The sequence below is a fragment of the Micromonospora sp. DT62 genome (genome assembly GCF_049847285.1).
Taxonomy (GTDB): Bacteria; Actinomycetota; Actinomycetes; order Mycobacteriales; family Micromonosporaceae; genus Micromonospora; species Micromonospora reichwaldensis.
Window position 1 is genome coordinate 79,432 of sequence record NZ_JBNCOB010000002.1, and the last position, 18,029, is coordinate 97,460.

Genomic DNA, 18,029 nt, shown 5'->3' on the forward strand with positions numbered 1-18,029 from the left:
TTCGCCCTAGCCACTCGTCGGACGATCGGGCAAAATCCGGTGCAACGCGCTCCACCGGAGCGTGATCACGTCCTCGCTGATCCGTAGATCTGACGACGGTTCCCGGGCCGTCCATCACGAGTGGCCCGCTCAGGGGAACGATGGAGGCGACGGTGCCTGACGAGCGACCCCCGGAAGGGCCGGCAACCTTCCGCGAGGTGTTCGCCAACCGCGAATACGGCGCCGTCTTCACCGCCAGCGCGCTCTCCTGGATCGGCGACTACATCGCCAAGGCCGCGGTCACCCTGCTGGTCTACGAGGAGACCCGGTCCGTCGCGCTCTCGGCCGCCGCCTTCGCGGTGAGCTACCTGCCCTGGCTGGTCGGCGGCCCCCTGCTCGCCACCCTCGCGGAGCGGCACCGCTACCGGCAGGTCATGGTGATCTGCGACCTCGTCCGGATGGTGCTGATGGTGTGCATCGCCATCCCCGGCGTGCCTGTCCCGATGATCCTGGCCCTGCTCTTCGCCACCACGCTGGCCAACCCACCGAGCCAGGCCGCCAAGTCGGCGCTGATCCCCCTGGTCCTCACCGGGGACCGCCTGGTGGTCGGGCTGTCGATGATCAGCAGCGTCGGCCAGGCCGCCCAGGTCGTCGGCTACCTGGCGGGCGCGGCCATCGCCACCTTCGACCCGACCACCGCGCTCCTGGTGAACGCGGCGACCTTCGCCCTGTCGGCGGCGCTGGTCCGCTTCGGCGTGGCCGACCGACCGACGGCGATGACCGCCGCGCACCGCAGCCACCTGCTGCGGGAGACCGCGCAGGGCTTCCAGATCGTGTTCGGCACCCCGGTGCTGCGGGCCATCGCCGTGCTGGTCTTCGCCGCCATGCTCTTCTCCGTGGTGCCGGAGGGCCTCGCCGCCGCCTGGGCGAGCGAGCACGCCGGCCAGCTGGACGCCGGCGCCGCGCAGGCGATCATCATGGCGGCGAACCCCGTCGGCTTCATCCTCGGCGGCCTCGTCGTCAGCCGGGCGTTCGGGCCGGACCGCCGCCTGAGCCTGATGCGGCCGTTGGCGGTGCTCTCCCCACTGGCCCTGGTGCCCGCGCTGTTCGACCCGCCGCCCCTGGTGGTGGCGCTGCTCGCCGCAGCCTGCGGGTTCGCCGTCGCCGGCATGCTGCCGGTGGCCAACGGGCTCTTCGTCCGGGCGCTGCCCGACGGCTTCCGGGCCCGCGCCTTCGGCGTGATGGCGACCGGCGTCCAGGTCATCCAGGGCATGGCCGTCCTGGTCACCGGGTTGCTGGCCGAGCGATACTCCATCCCGCTCGTGGTCGGGGTGTGGAGCGCCGTCGGGGTGCTGCTGATGACGCTCGCCGCCCTGCGCTGGCCGAGCCGGTCGACGATCGACGCGGCGATCGAGGCGGCCCAGCAGGCGGGCGGAGCGGCCCCCCGGCAGGCAGCCGGTCCCGCCGCCCCGGCGGGCGCGCAGGGGCGACCCGCGGAGGAGCGGTCCGGCGGGCCAGCGGGCCGTTGGGCGGTCGCCCCGGCGAGGCGGGACAGCGGCGGCACGCGGTGACCCGACCCACAGCCGGCACCCCCCGCTCGCCCGACGTGGCACCTGGCAGGATGGAACGGTGAATGCCGCAGGTGAGTCCGACCGTCCCGGTGCGTCGATGACCCTCTTCGAAGCGGTCGGCGGCGAGCCCACCTTCCGCAAGCTGGTGGACGAGTTCTACGCCGGGGTCGCCGACGACCCGCTGCTGCGCCCCATGTATCCGGAGGAGGACCTGGGCCCGGCCGCGGACCGGTTGACCCTGTTCCTCATGCAGTACTGGGGCGGCCCCAACACGTACTCGGCGCAACGGGGGCACCCGCGGCTGCGGATGCGCCACGCGCCGTACCGGATCGGCGCCGCCGAGCGGGACGCGTGGCTGCTCCACATGCGCCGCGCCGTGGACCGGCTCGACCTGCCGCCGGAGATCGCCACCGCGCTGTGGGACTACCTGGAGCGGGCCGCCTACTTCATGGTCAACGCGATGGAGGACCCGGCGGGGCCGGCCTGACCCGGTCGGCCTGACCGGGCCGCCCTCGGGTGCCCGGCGGAGCCGGGCGACCCGTCGGCGTTCACACGGGCACCGGATCGCCCCGCGGGCGTCCGGCGCCTCAGAGCAGGGCGCCCTCGTCGTGCAGCCAGTCCACGAAACTGGTGGCGACCGCCGCGCCGCAGTCGAGCATCTCGACCAGCAGCGCGTCGTGCGCCCCGGCACCGAACGGCACCTGCAACTCCGCGTAGATCGGCAACTGGCCGCGCTCGGTCGGGTCGCCGATGTAGGCCTTGCAGAAGCGGCGGGTGTGGTTCCACTCGTTGACCACGCGGTAGGCGCGGTCGGCCCAGTCCGGCGGCACCGTCGCGTGTGGACGGGCCCGCATCACCAGGATCTCGTCCTCCGGACCCTCCAGCGTGACCAGCACGGCGTGCCGCTCCCACATGGCCAGCAGGTTGCCGTCGCCGTCGGCCAGGTAGCGCACGTCGAGCATGTCGAGTGCGTCGCAGACGCGGCGTAGGGTGACCGGCTCGACCGTGGCGGGCATGTCCGCGATCACGGCTCGTTCCGTCGGCGGGCAGTCGTCTCCCGGCTGACGGGGGGTCGGTGGTCCGACCCGGACGGTGCTCTCCACTGTGATCCCGCTCCGCCTTTCCGGGTCGCCGCCGCCGTTGGCGGGACCGGGGCGCCATGACCACCACGGCATCGCTCGCGCACCTCACTCCCCAGCGGATCCACTCGCCTGCGGTGCGTTGGATCCGAGGATGGACGGTACCCGGACAGCCGGGTTGAAGCACCCCCCCAACGGCAGCCCCAGGACAGAAGAATGACCGAGGGTCAGCCGAACGGATGAATTCAGAGGGGCCGCACGGCAAGTTCGGTGGCCTTCTGCGACCATATCGCTCCGTACGGTCCCACCAGGCCGACCCATCGGCCAGCCGTTCGCACCTGGACGTCGCCCCCGCCGGCCGTCCCGGCCGACCCCTCGGCGGGTCCCAGGAAGCCCATCCGGACCAACCCCTGGACCATCCGCTGGGTCACCTCGACCGGCTCGCCGGGCGGGTCCTCCGGGGTGACCACCACGGGCACGTGGTCGAGCAGCGCGTCCCGCAGCGCCCGCTGCCCCACCGCACGCCCGCCGACGCCGTGGGTGCTGGCGTCCCGCAGGGCTCCCGCCGCCGCCGCCGCGATCCGCCGCAGCTCCACGCCGGGCAGCGTCTCCACCCGGCGGCTCGCCGCGGGCGGCAGCGGCCACCGCCACCGCTCGTCCCGCCGCGTCGGCAGGGCCGCACCGTCCGCCGCCAGCTCGGCCAGCAACTCGCGGGCCGGGACCGTGGCGTCGCCGGGGCCGTCGCCGGCCACCGTGCGGACGACCAGCACGCCCCACGGCAGACGCCCCCAGAGGGCCGTACGGCCCGTCGCGCCGGCCGACCTGAGCCGGACCGGCGCGTCGCCGTCCAGCCGGACGAGACGGGCCAGGAAAGCCCCCGCGTCGGCCGCGTCGGCGATCCCGTGCCCGCCGGCGACCGTCCCGCCGCCACCGGCCCCCGCCGGGGCGACCGGCCCGCCGGCCGCCGTCACGCCACCCCGCCCTGCGGCGCGTACGTGAGCAGGAACGTCCGCTCCTCCGGGGTGATCCGTCGGGGCCGCTGCCGGGTCAGGTCGAACGGCACCAGCACCGAACGGGCCCGGCTGGCCAGCACGTCGCCGTCGAAGAGCTCGTAGGCGACGGTGAAGGACGCGCCCCGGATCTCCTCCACCCACAGCTCGATGCGCACCGTGGGGGCGGCCTCGGCCGTGGTCCGGCCGAGGGCGTACTCCACCGGGCGCAGGTAGTCGATCTCGTGCCGACTGATCACGACGCCGTCGACGAACGAGCCCACCCCCCACGCCCGGCCGCCGGCGAACATCAACGCCACCCGCGCCTCCTCGTAGAGGGTGAGGAAGCGCGAGTTGTTGATGTGGCCGTACGCGTCCAGGTCGGACCACCGCAGGGTGCAGTGGTAGACGAAGCGGTCACTCATGATCGGCTACGGTCCGCGCGGCTAGTCACGGGTCAGCTTGCGGTAGGTCACGCGGTGCGGGCGGGCCGCCTCCGCGCCGAGCCGGTCGATCTTGTTCTTCTCGTACGCCTCGAAGTTGCCCTCGAACCAGAACCAGCGGGACGGGTCCTCGTCGTCGCCCTCCCAGGCCAGGATGTGCGTGGAGACCCGGTCGAGGAACATCCGGTCGTGGGAGATGACCACGGCGCAGCCGGGGAACTCCAGCAGCGCGTTCTCCAGGCTGGAGAGGGTCTCGACGTCCAGGTCGTTGGTCGGCTCGTCGAGCAGGATCACGTTGCCGCCGATCTTCAGCGTCAGCGCCAGGTTGAGCCGGTTGCGCTCGCCGCCGGAGAGCACCTTGGTCGGCTTCTGCTGGTCCGGCCCCTTGAATCCGAACGCCGCGATGTACGCCCGCGACGGCATCTCGACCTTGCCCACCATGAGGTAGTCCAGGCCGTCGGAGACGACCTCCCAGACGCTCTTGTCGCCGTCGAGGCCCTGCCGGTTCTGGTCGACGTACGACAGCGAGACGGTGGGGCCGACCCGGACCTCGCCGCCGGTCGGCTGCTCCAGCCCGACGATGGTCTTGAACAGCGTGGTCTTGCCGACGCCGTTGGGGCCGATGATGCCGACGATGCCGTTGCGCGGCAGCGAGAACGACAGGTTGTCGATCAACAGCCGGTCGCCGAAGCCCTTGCTGAGGTTCTGCGCCTCGATCACCGTGTTGCCCAGGCGCGGGCCCGGCGGGATCTGGATCTCCTCGAAGTCGAGCTTGCGGGTCTTCTCCGCCTCGTTGGCCATCTCGTCGTAGCGGTCGAGTCGGGCCTTGGACTTGGTCTGCCGCGCCTTGGCGTTGGAGCGGACCCACTCCAGTTCCTCGGTGAGCCGCTTCTTCATCTTGGCGTCGCGGCGGCCCTCGACGGCCAGCCGGGCCGCCTTCTTCTCCAGGTAGGTGGAGTAGTTGCCCTCGTAGCCGATGGCCCGGCCGCGGTCCAGCTCCAGGATCCAGCCGGCCACCTTGTCCAGGAAGTACCGGTCGTGGGTGATCGCCATGACGGTGCCGGCGTACTTGGCCAGGTGCTGCTCCAGCCAGGAGACGCTCTCCGCGTCCAGGTGGTTCGTGGGCTCGTCGAGCAGCAGCAGGTCGGGCGCCTCCAGCAGCAGCTTGCACAGCGCCACGCGGCGGCGCTCACCACCGGAGAGCTGGGTGACGTCGGCGTCCGGCGGCGGGCACCGCAGCGCGTCCATCGCCAGTTCGAGCTTGGAGTCGATGTCCCAGGCGTCGAGGTGGTCCAGCTCCTCCTGGAGCCGGCCCATCTCCTCCATCAGCTCGTCGGAGTAGTCGGTGGCCATCTGCTCGGCGATCTTGTTGAACCGCTCCAGCTTGGCCTTGGTCTCGGCGACCGCCTCCTCGACGTTGCCGAGCACGGTCTTGGCGTCGTTGAGCGGGGGCTCCTGGGCGAGCATGCCGACGGTGTAGCCGGGCATCAGCCGGGCCTCGCCGTTGCTCGGCTTGTCCAGCCCTGCCATGATCTTGAGGAGGCTGGACTTGCCGGCGCCGTTGGGGCCGACCACACCGATCTTGGCCCCCGGCAGGAAGCTCAGCGTCACGTTGTCGAGCACGACCTTGTCGCCGTGCGCCTTGCGCGCCTTTTCCAGGACGTAGATGTACTGGGCCACGGTGCGGGCTACCTCCGTAGGGTTGCGACTGGGATCGGCGGGCGCGGGCGCGGGCTTCGACCTCCGCCCGCCGCCGCCGGCCGGTGGCCGGCCGCACGCACGCCATCCTCAATCCTGACAGGTACGCGGCGTCGCGCCCACATCACCCCGCCCCCGAACCTCCGGACGGGTCGCGCCACCCCTGCTTCCGAGCAGGGGTATCGACAAGATCACCCCAAGGGTTGGACCATCGTGGGAAGGGTAGGTGACTCCGGCACGGGGCCCCAGAAGCCGCAGCTACGCTCAGTACGCTCATTCGCGGTTGACCCGTCAGCACCCGGAGGTGGCCGAACGTGACCGTCCGCAGCTCCTTTGTCGTAGTGGCGAACCGGCTACCCGTCGACGAGGTGAGCACCCCCGAAGGACGGCAGTGGCGTCGCAGCCCCGGGGGGCTGGTGACCGCACTGCACCCCGTCCTCGCCGAGCACCAGGGCACCTGGGTCGGCTGGGCCGGTGGCACCGGCGCCGCCCCCGAGCCCTTCGACCTGGAGGGCATCCGGCTGCACCCGGTGCCGCTGAGCGCGGAGGAGCTGGAGCGCTACTACGAGGGCCAGTCCAACGCGACGATCTGGCCGCTCTACCACGACGCGGTGGAGACGCCCGCCTACAAGCGGCGCTGGCGCGAGGCGTACCGCCTGGTCAACGCCCGCTTCGCGGAGGCCGCGGCGGAGGTCGCGGCCGAGGGGGCGACGGTCTGGGTGCAGGACTACCAGCTCCAGCTCGTCCCGGCGATGCTCCGCGAGCTGCGGCCCGACCTGCGGATCGGCTTCTTCCTGCACATCCCGTTCCCGCCGATCGAGCTGTTCATGCAGATGCCGTTCCGCACCGAGATCCTGCGCGGCCTGCTCGGCGCCGACCTGGTCGGGTTCCAGCAGCGCCTCGCCGCGCAGAACTTCGTCCGGCTGGCCCGGCACCTGCTCGGGCTGCGCTACGAGGGGCAGATGATCCAGGTCGACGGGCGCCAGGTGAAGGCCGGCGCGTTCCCGATCTCCATCGACACGAAGGAGATGGAGCGGCTGGCCGCCGACCAGGCGATCCAGGCCCGGGCGAAGGAGATCCGCGAGGAGCTGGGCAACCCGAAGACGATCATCCTGGGCGTCGACCGGCTCGACTACACCAAGGGCATCGAGTTGCGGCTCAAGGCCTTCCGCGAACTGCTGGCTGACGGAAAGTTGACAGTTCCCGACGCGGTCATGGTGCAGGTCGCCACGCCCAGCCGCGAGCGCGTGGAGCACTACCAGGCACTACGCGTGAAGGTGGAGCGGGAGGTCGGCCGGATTAATGGCGAATTCGGCAGGGTCGGCGTGCCGGCGGTGCATTATCTGCATCAGTCGTACAGTCGCACTGAACTCGCCGCGATGTACGCCGCCGCCGACGTGATGATGGTGACCCCGCTGCGAGACGGAATGAATCTGGTAGCCAAGGAGTACGTCGCATCGCGCGCCGACCAGGGCGGTGCACTCGTGCTCAGCGAGTTCGCCGGCGCCGCCACCGAGCTGCGTCAGGCGTTCCTGTGTAACCCGCACGACCCTGACGCGGTCAAGGACGCCCTGCTGAGGGCCGTGCACGTCGAGAAGCCGGAGGCACGCCGCAGAATGCGGACAATGCAACGCCATCTTCGCACCCACGACGTGGGGCACTGGGCGAAGTCCTTCCTCACCGAACTCGGTGTGCCTCAATCGGAGGACGCGTGAACGCCGCCAACGAGATCGTCACCCCGGCGGCCGGCACGATGGACCCGGAACTGCGGGCGGCCATCGGCCGCATCGCCCGGGTACCCCAGCTTCTGATCGCCTGCGACTACGACGGCACCCTGGCGCCGATCGTGGAGGACCCGAGCAAGGCCGTGCCGCTGCCGGAGTCGGTGGCGGCCGTCCGGGCGCTGGCCGCCCTGCCCCAGACCACCGTGGCGGTGGTCTCCGGGCGGGCCCTGCGCGACCTGGCGGCCCTCTCCCGGCTGCCCAGCGAGGTCCACCTCGTCGGCAGCCACGGCTCCGAGTTCGACATCGGCTTCGTCGAGCGGCTCTCCCCCGAGCTGATCGCGGTCCGCACCCGGCTGCGCGACGCCCTGCGCGAGATCGCCTCGGCCCACCCGGGAATCCGGCTGGAGCGCAAGCCGGCGAGCGTCGCGGTGCACACCCGCGGGGTGGCCCCCGAGATCGCGGCCGCCGCCATCGAGGCGGTCCGCAGCGGCCCCGCCACCTGGGACGACGTCACGGTCACCCAGGGCAAGGAGGTCATCGAGCTGTCGGTGGTCGCCACGCACAAGGGCACGGCCGTCGACCAGCTGCGCACCCAGCTCTCCGCCAGCGCGGTGCTCTTCATCGGCGACGACGTCACCGACGAGAACGCCTTCGGCAACCTGCACGGGCCGGACGTCGGCATCAAGATCGGCCCCGGCGACACGCAGGCCGGCTACCGGGTCGCCGAGCCGATCGAGGCCGCCCGCGCCCTCGGCCTGCTGCTGGAGACCCGGCGGCACTGGCTCTTCGGCGAGCGTGCGGTGCCCATCGAGCGGCACTCGATGCTGGCCAACGGGCGGACCGTGGCCCTGCTCACCCCCGAGGCCAAGGTCACCTGGCTCTGCCACCCCAAGCCCGACTCGGCGGCGATCTTCGCCGACCTGGTCGGCGGCAGCCCCGCCGGGCACTTCAGCGTGGCCCCGGAACGCGGGGGCATCCCGCTCGGGCAGCGCTACCGCTCGGGGACGATGACCGTCGAGACCCGGTGGTCGGGCCTGACCGTCACCGACTGGCTGGACAAGCCGGCCCGGGAGACCACGCCGGACGGCCCGGCCGTCATGACCGGCGACTCGACCATGGTCCGGGTGCTCACCGGCTCGGGCCGGGCCCGGCTGGAGTTCGCGCCCCGGCCCGAGTTCGGCCAGGTCGCGGTGCAGTTGCAGCCGATCGGCGACGGCCTGCTGGTGCTCGGCTCCAACGAGCCGGTCGCGCTCTACTCGCCCGGGGTCGAGTGGCAGGTCACCAACGACGGCGGCTACGAGACGGCCAAGGCGGTCGTCGACCTCTCCGCCTCCGGTGGGCAGGTCGTGCTGGAGCTGCGCTTCGGCACGCACAGCCTGGAACACCACCGGATGTCGGTCCACGAGCGGCAGGCCCTGGCCGAGCAGCCCTGGAAGGACTGGGTGGCCACCCTGCGGCTGCCGAGCACCGCCCGGGACCTGGTGGTCCGCAGCGCGCTGACCCTGCGCGGGCTCTGCCACGAGGCCACCGGCTCGATCCTGGCCGCCGCGACCACCTCGCTGCCGGAGGAGCTGGGCGGCGTCCGCAACTGGGACTACCGCTACTGCTGGCTGCGGGACGCGGCGATGACCGCGCGGTCCCTGGTCGACCTGGGCTCGATCGAGGAGGCCGAGGCGCTGCTGCGCTGGGTCGACGGGTGCATCGAGCGCACCGGCGGACACCCGGAGCGGCTGCACCCGCTCTACACGGTGGACGGCTACGAACTGGGCGCCGAGGCGGTCATCGACACCCTGCCCGGTTACGCCGGCTCCCGGCCGGTCCGGGTCGGCAACCTCGCCAACCACCAGCTCCAGCTCGACGTCTTCGGCCCGATCGCGGACCTGATCGCGGCCGTGGCCGACGCCCGCGGCTCCGTCCGCGAGGACGAGTGGCGGGTGCTCGACAACATGGTCGAGGCGGTCCGCCGCCGCTGGCACGAGCCCGACCACGGCATCTGGGAGGCCCGCCTCCCCCCGCGGCACCACATCTTCTCGAAGGTGATGTGCTGGATGACCGTCGACCGGGCGCTGCACGTGATGCGCCAGCACGGCGGCGAGGACCGGCCGGAGTGGGTGGAGCTGCGCGACCGCATCGGCGCCAACGTGCTGGAGTACGGCTGGCACGAGACCGTCGAGGCCTACAGCGTGGCGTACGGGAACGAGGACATGGACGCCTCGTCGCTGTGGATCGGGCTCTCCGGCCTGCTCCCCGGGGACGACCCGCGCTTCCTCTCCACGGTGCTGCGGATCGAGGCGGACCTGCGCAGCGGCCCGGTCGTCTACCGCTACCACTGGGACGACGGCCTGCCCGGGCGCGAGGGCGGCTTCCACATCTGCACGGCGTGGCTCATCGAGGCGTACCTGCGCACCGGGCGGCGAACCGACGCCGAGGAGCTGTTCTCGCAGATGGTGGACACCGCCGGCCCGACGGGCCTGCTGCCCGAGCAGTACGACCCGCTGGCCGAGCGCGGGCTGGGCAACCACCCGCAGGCCTACAGCCACCTCGGCCTGATCCGCTGCGCCCTGCTGCTGGACAACATGCTCAAGCAGTGACCTGACCAGCGAAAACGGCGGCCGGAGACTCCCCAGAGTCTCCGGCCGCCGTCGTTCGTCCGTCGAGATCAGACCAGCCCGGTCGAACCCGAGCCGCCCACGGGCGATGCCCACCGGGTATTTCCGGCGAGCCCGCTCGCGGAGGGATCAAGCCTGACCGCCCGGAGCGAGCGGGCTCCCCGGAAATACCTCAGGACCATCCCCGGCGAGAGCGTCGACCACATCCCCAAGCACCACCACCGCGGGCGGGCGCAGCCCGGCGGCCGCCACGTCGGCGGCCACCGCGCCGAGCGTGGAGCGGAGCGCCCGCTGCGCCCCGGTCGTCGCCTCCTGCACCACGGCGGCCGGTGTCTCCGCCGGCTTGCCGTGCGCGATCAGCGTCGCGGTGATCGCCGCGAGGTTCTTCAGCCCCATCAGCACGACCAGCGTGCCGCGCAGCCCGGCCAGCGCCTCCCACCGGACCAGGGAGGCCGGCGAGTCGGGTGCGACGTGCCCGGAGACCACGGTGAACTCGTGAGCCACCCCCCGATGGGTGACGGGGACGCCCGCCGCGGCCGGAGCCGCGATCGAGCTGGTCACGCCGGGCACCACGGTCACCGGCACGCCGGCCGCCGCGCAGGCCAGCAGCTCCTCGCCGCCCCGGCCGAAGACGTACGGGTCGCCGCCCTTGAGCCGCACCACGAACTTCCCGGCCAGAGCGCGGTCCACGAGGATCCGGTTGATCTCCTCCTGGCCCCGGGACGGGCCGTACGGAATCTTGGAGGCGTCCACGAGCTCGACGTCGGGGCGCAGCTCGTCGAGGAGCAGCCCCGGGACGAGCCGGTCGGCGACCACCACGTCCGCCTCGGTGAGCAGCCGCCAGCCCTTGACGGTGATCAGCTCCGGGTCGCCCGGACCGGCCCCCACCAACGCGACCCGCCCGGCCGGTGCGTAAGGAAGGGACCCTTCCGCTACCGCAGGCGTCGACAGGGGGCCCTTCCTTACCTCCAGGAGGGCGCGGACGGCGTCCCGGACGGCCATCGCCCGACGCGGGTCGCCTCCGCCGAGCACCGCCACGGTCACCGGCCCGTGCCGGGTCACCGCCGGCGTCCAGGCGGTGGCGGCGGCGCGGTCGTCGGCGCGTACGCAGAAGATGCGACGCTCGGCGGCGGCGGCGCTGACCGACGCGGCGGCGAGCGGGTCGTCGACCGCGACCTGGACCAGCCACGCGCCGTCCAGGTCGTCGGGGACGAAGCGGCGCGGCGCCCAGTGCAGCCGTCCGGCGTCCACGTGCGCGCGAAGCGCCGGGGTCAGCTCGGGCGCGACGAGGAAGACGTGCGCGCCGGCGTCGAGCAGGGCCGGCACCCGCCGGGTGGCCACCGCTCCCCCGCCCACCACGACCACCCGGCGGCCGGCGAGCCGCAGGCCGAGCGGGTACGGGTTGCCGCTCACGCCGCCGCCCCACCCTGCACGCCGGCGGCGGCGGCATGACGCGACACGCCTGCGGGCCGCTCGCTCCGGTCGCTCACTTCTCGGCCACCCCCGCCGAGTCGAACGTGGCCACCTCGCGCAGCACCCGGACCGCGCCGGTGACCACCGGCAGCGCGAGCAGCGCGCCGGTGCCCTCGCCCAGGCGCAGCCCGAGGTCGATCAGCGGCTCCAGGCCCAGCCTGCGCAGCGCGACCGTGGCGCCCGGCTCGGCCGAGCGGTGCCCGGCCACCATGGCGGCCACGGCGTGCGGCGCGAAGGCCGCCGCGGCGAGCGCCGCGGCGACCGCGATCACCCCGTCCAGCAGCACCGGCGTGCGGCGGGCGGCGGCGCCCAGGATCAGCCCGGCCAACGCGGCGTGCTCCAGCCCGCCGACGGCGGCCAGCACGCCCAGCGGGTCGGCCGGGTCGGGGGCGTGCCGGCGCAGCGCGGCCCGCACGACGTCGACCTTGCGGGCGTACGTCGGGTCGTCGACCCCCGTGCCCCGGCCCGTCGTCTCCGCCGGGTCGATGCCGGTGAACGCGGCGATCAGGGCGGCGGCCGGCGTGGTGTTGCCGATGCCCATGTCCCCGGTGAGCAGGATGCCCGCGCCCGCGTCGATCAACTCGTCGGCCACCCGGATGCCGGTCTCGACGGCCGCGCGGGCCTCGTCGCGGGTGAGCGCGGCGGTCACCGCCAGGTCCCGGGTGCCGGGGCGCACGTTCGCCGCCACCAGCCGGGGCGCGTCGCGGGCCGGCGGGGCTCCGGCGGCCTCCCCGCCCGGCTCGGCGACCGGGAGCGGGGTGGCCACGCCGACGTCGACGACGGTGACCGAGGCGCCGGCCTGCCGGGCGAACGCGTTGACGACCGCGCCGCCGGCCAGGAAGTTGCCGATCATCTGCGCGGTGACCTCCTGCGGCCAGGGCGTCACCCCCTGGGCGTGCACGCCGTGGTCACCGGCGAAGATCGCGACCGCGGCCGGCTCGGGCAGCGGCGGCGGGCAGTGCCCGGCCAGGCCGGCGAGGCGTACGGAGAGTTCCTCCAGGGCGCCGAGCGAGCCGGCGGGCTTGGTGAGCCGCCCCTGCAACTCTCTTGCTGCGGTCATCGCCGACTCGTCCGGCGGCCGGATCGCCGCGATCGTGGTCTCCAGCATCACGCCTCCAGGATCTCCGCCAGTACCTCGGTGAACGCATCGGTGGTGGCCGTGTCGCGCACGGCGATGCGTAGCCAGTCCGGGCCGAGGCCGGGGAACGTGTCGCCCCGGCGTACCGCCCAGCCGCGCTGCCGCAGGGCGACCCGCACGTCGGCGGCCCCGGGGACGTGCACCAGCACGAACGCGCTGGCGGGGCGGCCGGCGACGCGTACGCCGGGCAGGGCCGACAGGCGGGCGACCAGGTGGTCGCGGTCGGCGGCGAGCCGGGCGGCGATGGCGCGCTCGGCCTCGACCGCGACGGGCGTGGCGCAGGCCGACGCGGCGGCCAGGGCGGGGGTGGAGACGGCCCAGAGCGGCTGGGCCGCGGCCAGCCGCGCCAGCAGGTCCGCCTCGCCGAGCAGGTAGCCGATGCGCAGGCCGGCCAGGCCCCAGGTCTTGGTGAGGCTGCGGACCACCAGCAGGCCGGGCAGGTCCCGCCGGGCGGCCAGCGACTCCGGTTCGCCGGCCACGCCGGGGGCGACGGTCGTGTCGGCGAACGCCTCGTCGACCACCAGCACCCGGCCGGGTCGGGCCAGGGCGGCCAGGTCGCCGGCGGGGTGCAGCACCGACGTCGGGTTGGTCGGGTTGCCGATCATCACGAGGTCGGCGTCGGCGGGCACCCGGGCCGGGTCGAGCCGGAAGTCGTCGTCCGCGTCGAGCAGCACCCGCTCGACCTGGTGCCCGGCGGCGCGCAACGCCGCCTCCGGCTCGGTGAACTGCGGGTGCACCACCACCGGTCGGCGTACGCCAACCAGCGCCCGGGCGAGCAGCACGAAGCCCTCGGCCGCGCCGGCGGTCAGCAGCACCTCGGCCGGCGGGCGGCCGTGCCGGGCCGCGACGGCGGCCCGCGCCGGCCCCGGGTCGGGGTACGCGGCGAGGTCGCCGAGCGCGGCCGTGATCGGGTCGGCCAGCCAGTCCGGCATCGCGTCGCGCCGCACGTTGACGGCGAGGTCGACGAGTCCCGGCCCCACCTCGGCGTCGCCGTGGTGGGTGAGGTCGGGTTCGGGGAGGGTCCCGGTCGGCTGACCACGCATGTCCGCGATCCTGCCGGGAAGGTGGCGCGCGGGACAGCGGATCCCGGCGTGGGCCGCATCACCACACGGGCGTTTATGAATATTTCTCAGGTACGAATCGGAAATGTCATAACTTGAGCGTGTGAGCAATCGACCCCTTGCTGCCGCCGGTCGTCTCGTTCCCCTCCTCCGCGCCGGACTGATCGCCGGGATCGTGGTCGCCGCCGTGGCGTACCCCGTGGCCGCCGCCACCGGCCTCGGCGCCAAGGTCACGGCGCACGCCATGGAACACAAGACCAAGATCCTCAGCACCGCGCTGCCGGCCGAGACGTCGTACGTCTACGCGCCGGACGGCAAGACCGTACTGACGATGTTCTACGAGGAGTACCGGCAGTACACGAAGCTGGCCGACATCTCCCCACACATGCAGCAGGCGATCGTCGCCGCCGAGGACAACCGCTTCTACCAGCACCGGGGCGTCGACCCGAAGGGCGTCGCCCGCGCCTTCGTGGCCAACGCCCGCTCCAGCGGCGTCTCCCAGGGCGCCTCCACGCTCACCATGCAGTACGTGCGGATGGCGCTGCGGGACAGCGCGAAGACGCCGAAGGAGGTGCAGGAGGCCACCCAGCAGACCAGCCTGCGCAAGGTCCGCGAGATGCGGATGGCGATGGACCTGGAGAAGGAACTCAGCAAGGACGACGTCCTGGAGCGCTACCTCAACTCCGCGTACTTCGGGCACCGCGCGTACGGCATCTACGCGGCCAGCGAGATCTTCTTCTCCAAGGCCCCCAAGGACCTGAGCCCCGTCGAGGCGGCCACCCTCGCCGGCCTGGTCAAGTCCCCGTCCGAGTACGACCCGGCCAGCTCCGACCAGAAGGACGCCACCGGCCGGCGCAACTACGTGCTCGACCGGATGACCCAGCTCGGCTACCTCTCACCGGACGCCGTCACGCAGGCGAAGACCGAGCCGATCCGGCTGAAGCTGACGTACCCGCCGAACGACTGCGCCTCCGTGCCCGAGAAGTGGAACAGCTGGGGCTTCGCCTGCGACTACCTGAAGAACTGGTGGAGCACGCAGCCCGCGTTCGGCGAGAACCGGCTGGAGCGGTTGGACAAGCTGCGCCGGGGCGGCTACCGGATCGTGCTCAGCCTCGACCCGAAGATCCAGGCAGCGGCCGAGCAGAACGTCGGCACCAAGGAGAGCACCGGCAGCCCCTTCGCCAACGGCATCGTGGTCTCCGAGCCCGGCACCGGGCGGGTCAAGGCGATGGCGGTGAACCGGACGTACTCGCTGGACCTGAGCGAGAACGGGCAGAGCTCCAACCCCGAGGCCGGGCCGAAGGTCAAGGCGAACTACCCGAACACCGTGGCGCCCCTGCTCGGCGGCGGCGACCTGGCGGGCTACCAGGCCGGCTCGACGTTCAAGATGTTCCCCATGCTGGCCGCGCTCAACGCGGGCATGCCGCTGTCCACCTCGTTCAACGCACCGCACCGGTACCGCTCCGAGGTCTACGACGGCTGGTCGCCGTCCAACGCCAGCGGCGCGATGAGCGGCAACCAGACCATGTGGTCCGGCTTCGGCAAGTCGGTGAACACGTACTTCGTGTGGCTGGAGGAGCAGGTCGGCGCGGACAAGGCGGTCCGCCTGGCCGAGCAGCTCGGCCTGCGCTGGCGCACCGACGTCGACCGGGAGCACGCGTCCCCGGCCAAGGCGAAACAGTGGGGCGCGTTCACCCTCGGCGTCTCCGACGCCACGCCGCTGGAGATGGCCAACGCGTACGCCGCGATCGCCGCGGACGGCCGCTACTGCGAGGCGATCCCGGTGCAGGCGATCTACAACCGGGACGGCACGCCGACCACCTGGAAGACCGCCTCCGGCATCGAACGCGAGGTCGCCAAGCCGCGCTGCCGGCAGGTGGTGAACGCCGACGCCGCCCGCGCCGCCACCGACGCCGCCCGCTGCCCGACCGGCGACACCCCGGCCCGCGGGAGCTGCGGCGGCTGGTCGACCGCGGACAGCGTGCGGGGCACCGTCGGCCGCCCGGTGGCGGGCAAGACGGGCACCACCGACAGCACCCGGTCGGCCTGGTTCGTCGGCTACACCCCGGAACTGGCGGCGGCGAGCTTCATCTCCGACCCGGACAACCCGTTCAACGCGGTCGGCGACGGCCAGTCCCAGATCCCGATCAACGCGGTGGCGCAGACCCTCCGCGACGGCCTCAAGGGCCAGCCCACCCGCCAGTTCACCCCACCGTCGGACCGCATAGTCGGCTGAGCCGGGGGGCGCACGGCCCCCGTCCGGCCGCGGCGCCGCCCGGGGCCGGGACGATCGGGGTGGGAGTCAGCGCAGGTCGGCGGAGACGAGGGACCAGACCTCCAGGTCGACCCGGCCGCCCCGGACGAAGCCGGCGTTGCGGAGCAGGCCCTCGTAGCTGAACCCGGCCTTTTCGGCGACCCGGCGGGAGGCCAGGTTGCCGGGAGCGACCCGCAGCTCGACGCGCTGGAAGCCGTGTTCGAGGATCAGCGCGATGGCGAGCGCGTCGACCGCCTCGGCCGCCAGGCCGAAGCCCCGCGCGTGCGCCGCCATCGCGTAGGAGACCTCGGTGCACCGGGCGCCCCAGTCGGTGCGCCGCGTCCACAGGCAGCCCACCACCAGGTCGTCCTCCCGGCGTACCACCGCGTAGTGGTCGCCGTCGCCGCTGTCGCGCCGCTGCCGCGCCAGGTCGGTGCACCAGGCCAGCCCGTCGATCTGACCGGAGGTGTCGGCCAGCGGCAGCCACCGCCGGGTCTGCCGGTCGGCGAAGACCTCGTCGGCCGCCGGCGCGTCGGCCCCGGTCAGCGCGCGTACCTCGGTGCGGGGCGTGGAGACGGTCAGCGCCGGGAACCGGCGGACCGCCACCTGACCGATCACGCGGGCACCCCGTCGGGCCGGGCGGTCGCGGGGTCGGCCGCCACCGCCACCGCCGCGTCCACGAGGCGGGCCGCCAGCTGCGGGTACGCCGCCCAGTGCAGGGTGAGCTGCGAGGCGTGCACGCCCCGCCAGACGAAGCCCTCGGGCGCCCCGCCGTCCCAACTCCAGGCCGCCCGTGCCCCGGCGCGCGGGGTGAGCACGCCGCGGTGCTCCTTGTGCCCCGCCACCACCGTGCCCGCCGGCCCCACGAGGCTGTCGGTCAACGCGGTCGCCTGCCGGTAGCCCACCACCAGGCCGTCGCGCCGCGTCCCCACCGCGTCGAGCACTCCGCACATGGGCAGCCCGTCCAGTTCCCGGGCCAGCCAGAGCAGGCCGGCCCCCTCGGCGACGACCGGCCGCCCGGTGCGGGCCAGCTCGGCGACCGCGATGCAGAGCCGGCGGTTGGCGGAGAGCTGCTCGGCGTACGACTCGGGCAGCCCGCCGCCGACGACCAGCGCGCCGGTGCCGGCGGGCAGCGCCTCGTCGTGCAGCGGGTCGACCGTCACCACCTCGGCGCCGGCCGCCCGGAGCAGCTCGACGGTCTCGGGATGGCTGTAGCTGCCGCCCGGCGTACCGGCGACCGCGACGACCGGGCGCGGCCCGGCGTCCTCCCGCCCGGCCTGCGGCGTCCAGGGCGGCGCGGGCAGGGGCGGCGCGGAGCGGGCCAGGGCCAGCAGCCGGTCCAGCTCGACGGTGGCGGCGACCGCCTCGCCGAGCCGGCGGACCGCGCGGGTGGCCTCGTCGGTGCGGGCGAGCGCGGGCACCGCCCCGTAGCGGCGGGCGGGCAGCACGGACGGCAGGTCCTGGCGGCGCAGCGCGCCGTAGACGGGCACGCCGATGTCGTCCAGCGCCGCACGCAGCAGCTCCTCGTGCCGGGCGGACGCCACCCGGTTGAGGATCACCCCGCCGAGCCAGAGCTGCTCGTCGTACGACCGGAAGCCGTGCACCAGGGCGGCCACCGACTGCCCCGTCGCCGCGACGTCGACCGCCAGCACGACCGGGCTGCGCAGCGCGGTGGCCACGGCGGCCGTCGACTCGCTCTCCGGGCGGCCGGTGAGACTGTCGTACAGGCCCATGCTGCCCTGCACCACGGCGAGCCCGGCGCCGGCCGCGCCGTGGCCGACGAGGGGGGCGATCCGGTCGGCGCCGACCAGCCGGGGGTCGAGGGTCCGACCGGGGCGGCCGGCGGCCAGCCCGAGGTACGCGGCGTCCACCCGGTCGGGGCCGACCTTGAACCCGGCGACGTCGACGCCCCGGTCGGCGAACGCGGCGAGCAGCCCGATCGCCAGCGCGCTCTTACCGTGGCCGGAGGACGGCGCACTGAGCACCAGGCGCGGCACGACGGTCATCATCG

General features: G+C 73.7%; 14 protein-coding genes. 5 read left to right on the forward strand and 9 right to left on the reverse strand.

Annotated elements, in window-relative coordinates; all coding sequences use genetic code 11:
* Positions 1-140: 140 nt before the first annotated feature.
* Both ACPXCB_RS03860 and ACPXCB_RS03865 read left to right on the forward strand, forming a co-directional pair.
* On the forward strand, positions 141-1,550 hold the full coding sequence (locus ACPXCB_RS03860; protein ID WP_425872260.1) for an MFS transporter: 1,410 nt from the start codon (positions 141-143) through the stop codon (positions 1,548-1,550).
* Positions 1,551-1,647: 97 nt separating this feature from the next.
* On the forward strand, positions 1,648-2,037 hold the full coding sequence (locus ACPXCB_RS03865; RefSeq protein ID WP_192581484.1) for a globin: 390 nt from the start codon (positions 1,648-1,650) through the stop codon (positions 2,035-2,037).
* A gap of 100 nt (positions 2,038-2,137) precedes the next feature.
* Here the strand turns inward: ACPXCB_RS03865 and ACPXCB_RS03870 are convergent, their stop codons facing one another.
* From ACPXCB_RS03870 to ettA, 4 genes are all read right to left on the reverse strand, one after another.
* On the reverse strand, positions 2,138-2,725 hold the full coding sequence (locus tag ACPXCB_RS03870) for a YbjN domain-containing protein (protein ID WP_425872263.1): 588 nt from the start codon (positions 2,723-2,725) through the stop codon (positions 2,138-2,140).
* 149 nt (positions 2,726-2,874) lie between these two features.
* A complete protein-coding gene (locus ACPXCB_RS03875) occupies positions 2,875-3,600 on the reverse strand; it encodes a hypothetical protein (protein ID WP_425872265.1) in 726 nt (241 codons plus the stop codon).
* Entirely contained in the window at positions 3,597-4,043 is a 447-nt protein-coding gene (locus tag ACPXCB_RS03880; protein ID WP_425872267.1) for an acyl-CoA thioesterase, read from the reverse strand. The genes ACPXCB_RS03875 and ACPXCB_RS03880 overlap by 4 nt, the downstream gene beginning before the upstream one ends.
* A 21-nt stretch (positions 4,044-4,064) precedes the next feature.
* Complete coding sequence (ettA, locus tag ACPXCB_RS03885) at positions 4,065-5,741, reverse strand: energy-dependent translational throttle protein EttA (protein ID WP_151457131.1); 1,677 nt, start codon at positions 5,739-5,741, stop codon at positions 4,065-4,067.
* 332 nt (positions 5,742-6,073) lie between these two features.
* On the opposite strand from ettA, the gene ACPXCB_RS03890 reads away from it, so the two are divergent.
* Together ACPXCB_RS03890 and otsB are read left to right on the forward strand one after the other, a co-directional pair.
* Positions 6,074-7,474: an alpha,alpha-trehalose-phosphate synthase (UDP-forming) gene (locus ACPXCB_RS03890; RefSeq protein WP_425872269.1), complete on the forward strand. Its 1,401-nt coding sequence runs from the start codon at positions 6,074-6,076 to the stop codon at positions 7,472-7,474.
* A 38-nt stretch (positions 7,475-7,512) separates the two neighbouring features.
* Positions 7,513-10,074: a trehalose-phosphatase gene (gene otsB / locus ACPXCB_RS03895; protein ID WP_425872870.1), complete on the forward strand. Its 2,562-nt coding sequence runs from the start codon at positions 7,513-7,515 to the stop codon at positions 10,072-10,074.
* A 147-nt stretch (positions 10,075-10,221) separates the two neighbouring features.
* Here the strand turns inward: otsB and cobA are convergent, their stop codons facing one another.
* The 3 genes from cobA to cobC form a co-directional block, all read right to left on the reverse strand.
* Complete coding sequence (cobA, locus tag ACPXCB_RS03900; protein WP_425872271.1) at positions 10,222-11,505, reverse strand: uroporphyrinogen-III C-methyltransferase; 1,284 nt, start codon at positions 11,503-11,505, stop codon at positions 10,222-10,224.
* Between the two features lie 73 nt (positions 11,506-11,578).
* Positions 11,579-12,673: a nicotinate-nucleotide--dimethylbenzimidazole phosphoribosyltransferase gene (cobT, locus tag ACPXCB_RS03905; RefSeq protein ID WP_425872273.1), complete on the reverse strand. Its 1,095-nt coding sequence runs from the start codon at positions 12,671-12,673 to the stop codon at positions 11,579-11,581.
* Positions 12,673-13,746 carry an Rv2231c family pyridoxal phosphate-dependent protein CobC gene (cobC, locus tag ACPXCB_RS03910; RefSeq protein WP_425872275.1) on the reverse strand — a complete coding sequence of 358 codons (1,074 nt, stop codon included), beginning with the start codon at positions 13,744-13,746 and terminating at the stop codon, positions 12,673-12,675. The genes cobT and cobC overlap by 1 nt, the downstream gene beginning before the upstream one ends.
* Positions 13,747-13,867: 121 nt before the next feature.
* On the opposite strand from cobC, the gene ACPXCB_RS03915 reads away from it, so the two are divergent.
* Entirely contained in the window at positions 13,868-16,000 is a 2,133-nt protein-coding gene (locus ACPXCB_RS03915) for a transglycosylase domain-containing protein (RefSeq protein ID WP_425872277.1), read from the forward strand.
* 66 nt (positions 16,001-16,066) lie between these two features.
* Here the strand turns inward: ACPXCB_RS03915 and ACPXCB_RS03920 are convergent, their stop codons facing one another.
* Complete coding sequence (locus tag ACPXCB_RS03920; RefSeq protein ID WP_311414372.1) at positions 16,067-16,636, reverse strand: GNAT family N-acetyltransferase; 570 nt, start codon at positions 16,634-16,636, stop codon at positions 16,067-16,069.
* On the reverse strand, positions 16,633-18,024 hold the full coding sequence (locus ACPXCB_RS03925; RefSeq protein ID WP_425872280.1) for a cobyrinate a,c-diamide synthase: 1,392 nt from the start codon (positions 18,022-18,024) through the stop codon (positions 16,633-16,635). The genes ACPXCB_RS03920 and ACPXCB_RS03925 overlap by 4 nt, the downstream gene beginning before the upstream one ends.
* Positions 18,025-18,029 lie beyond the last annotated feature (5 nt).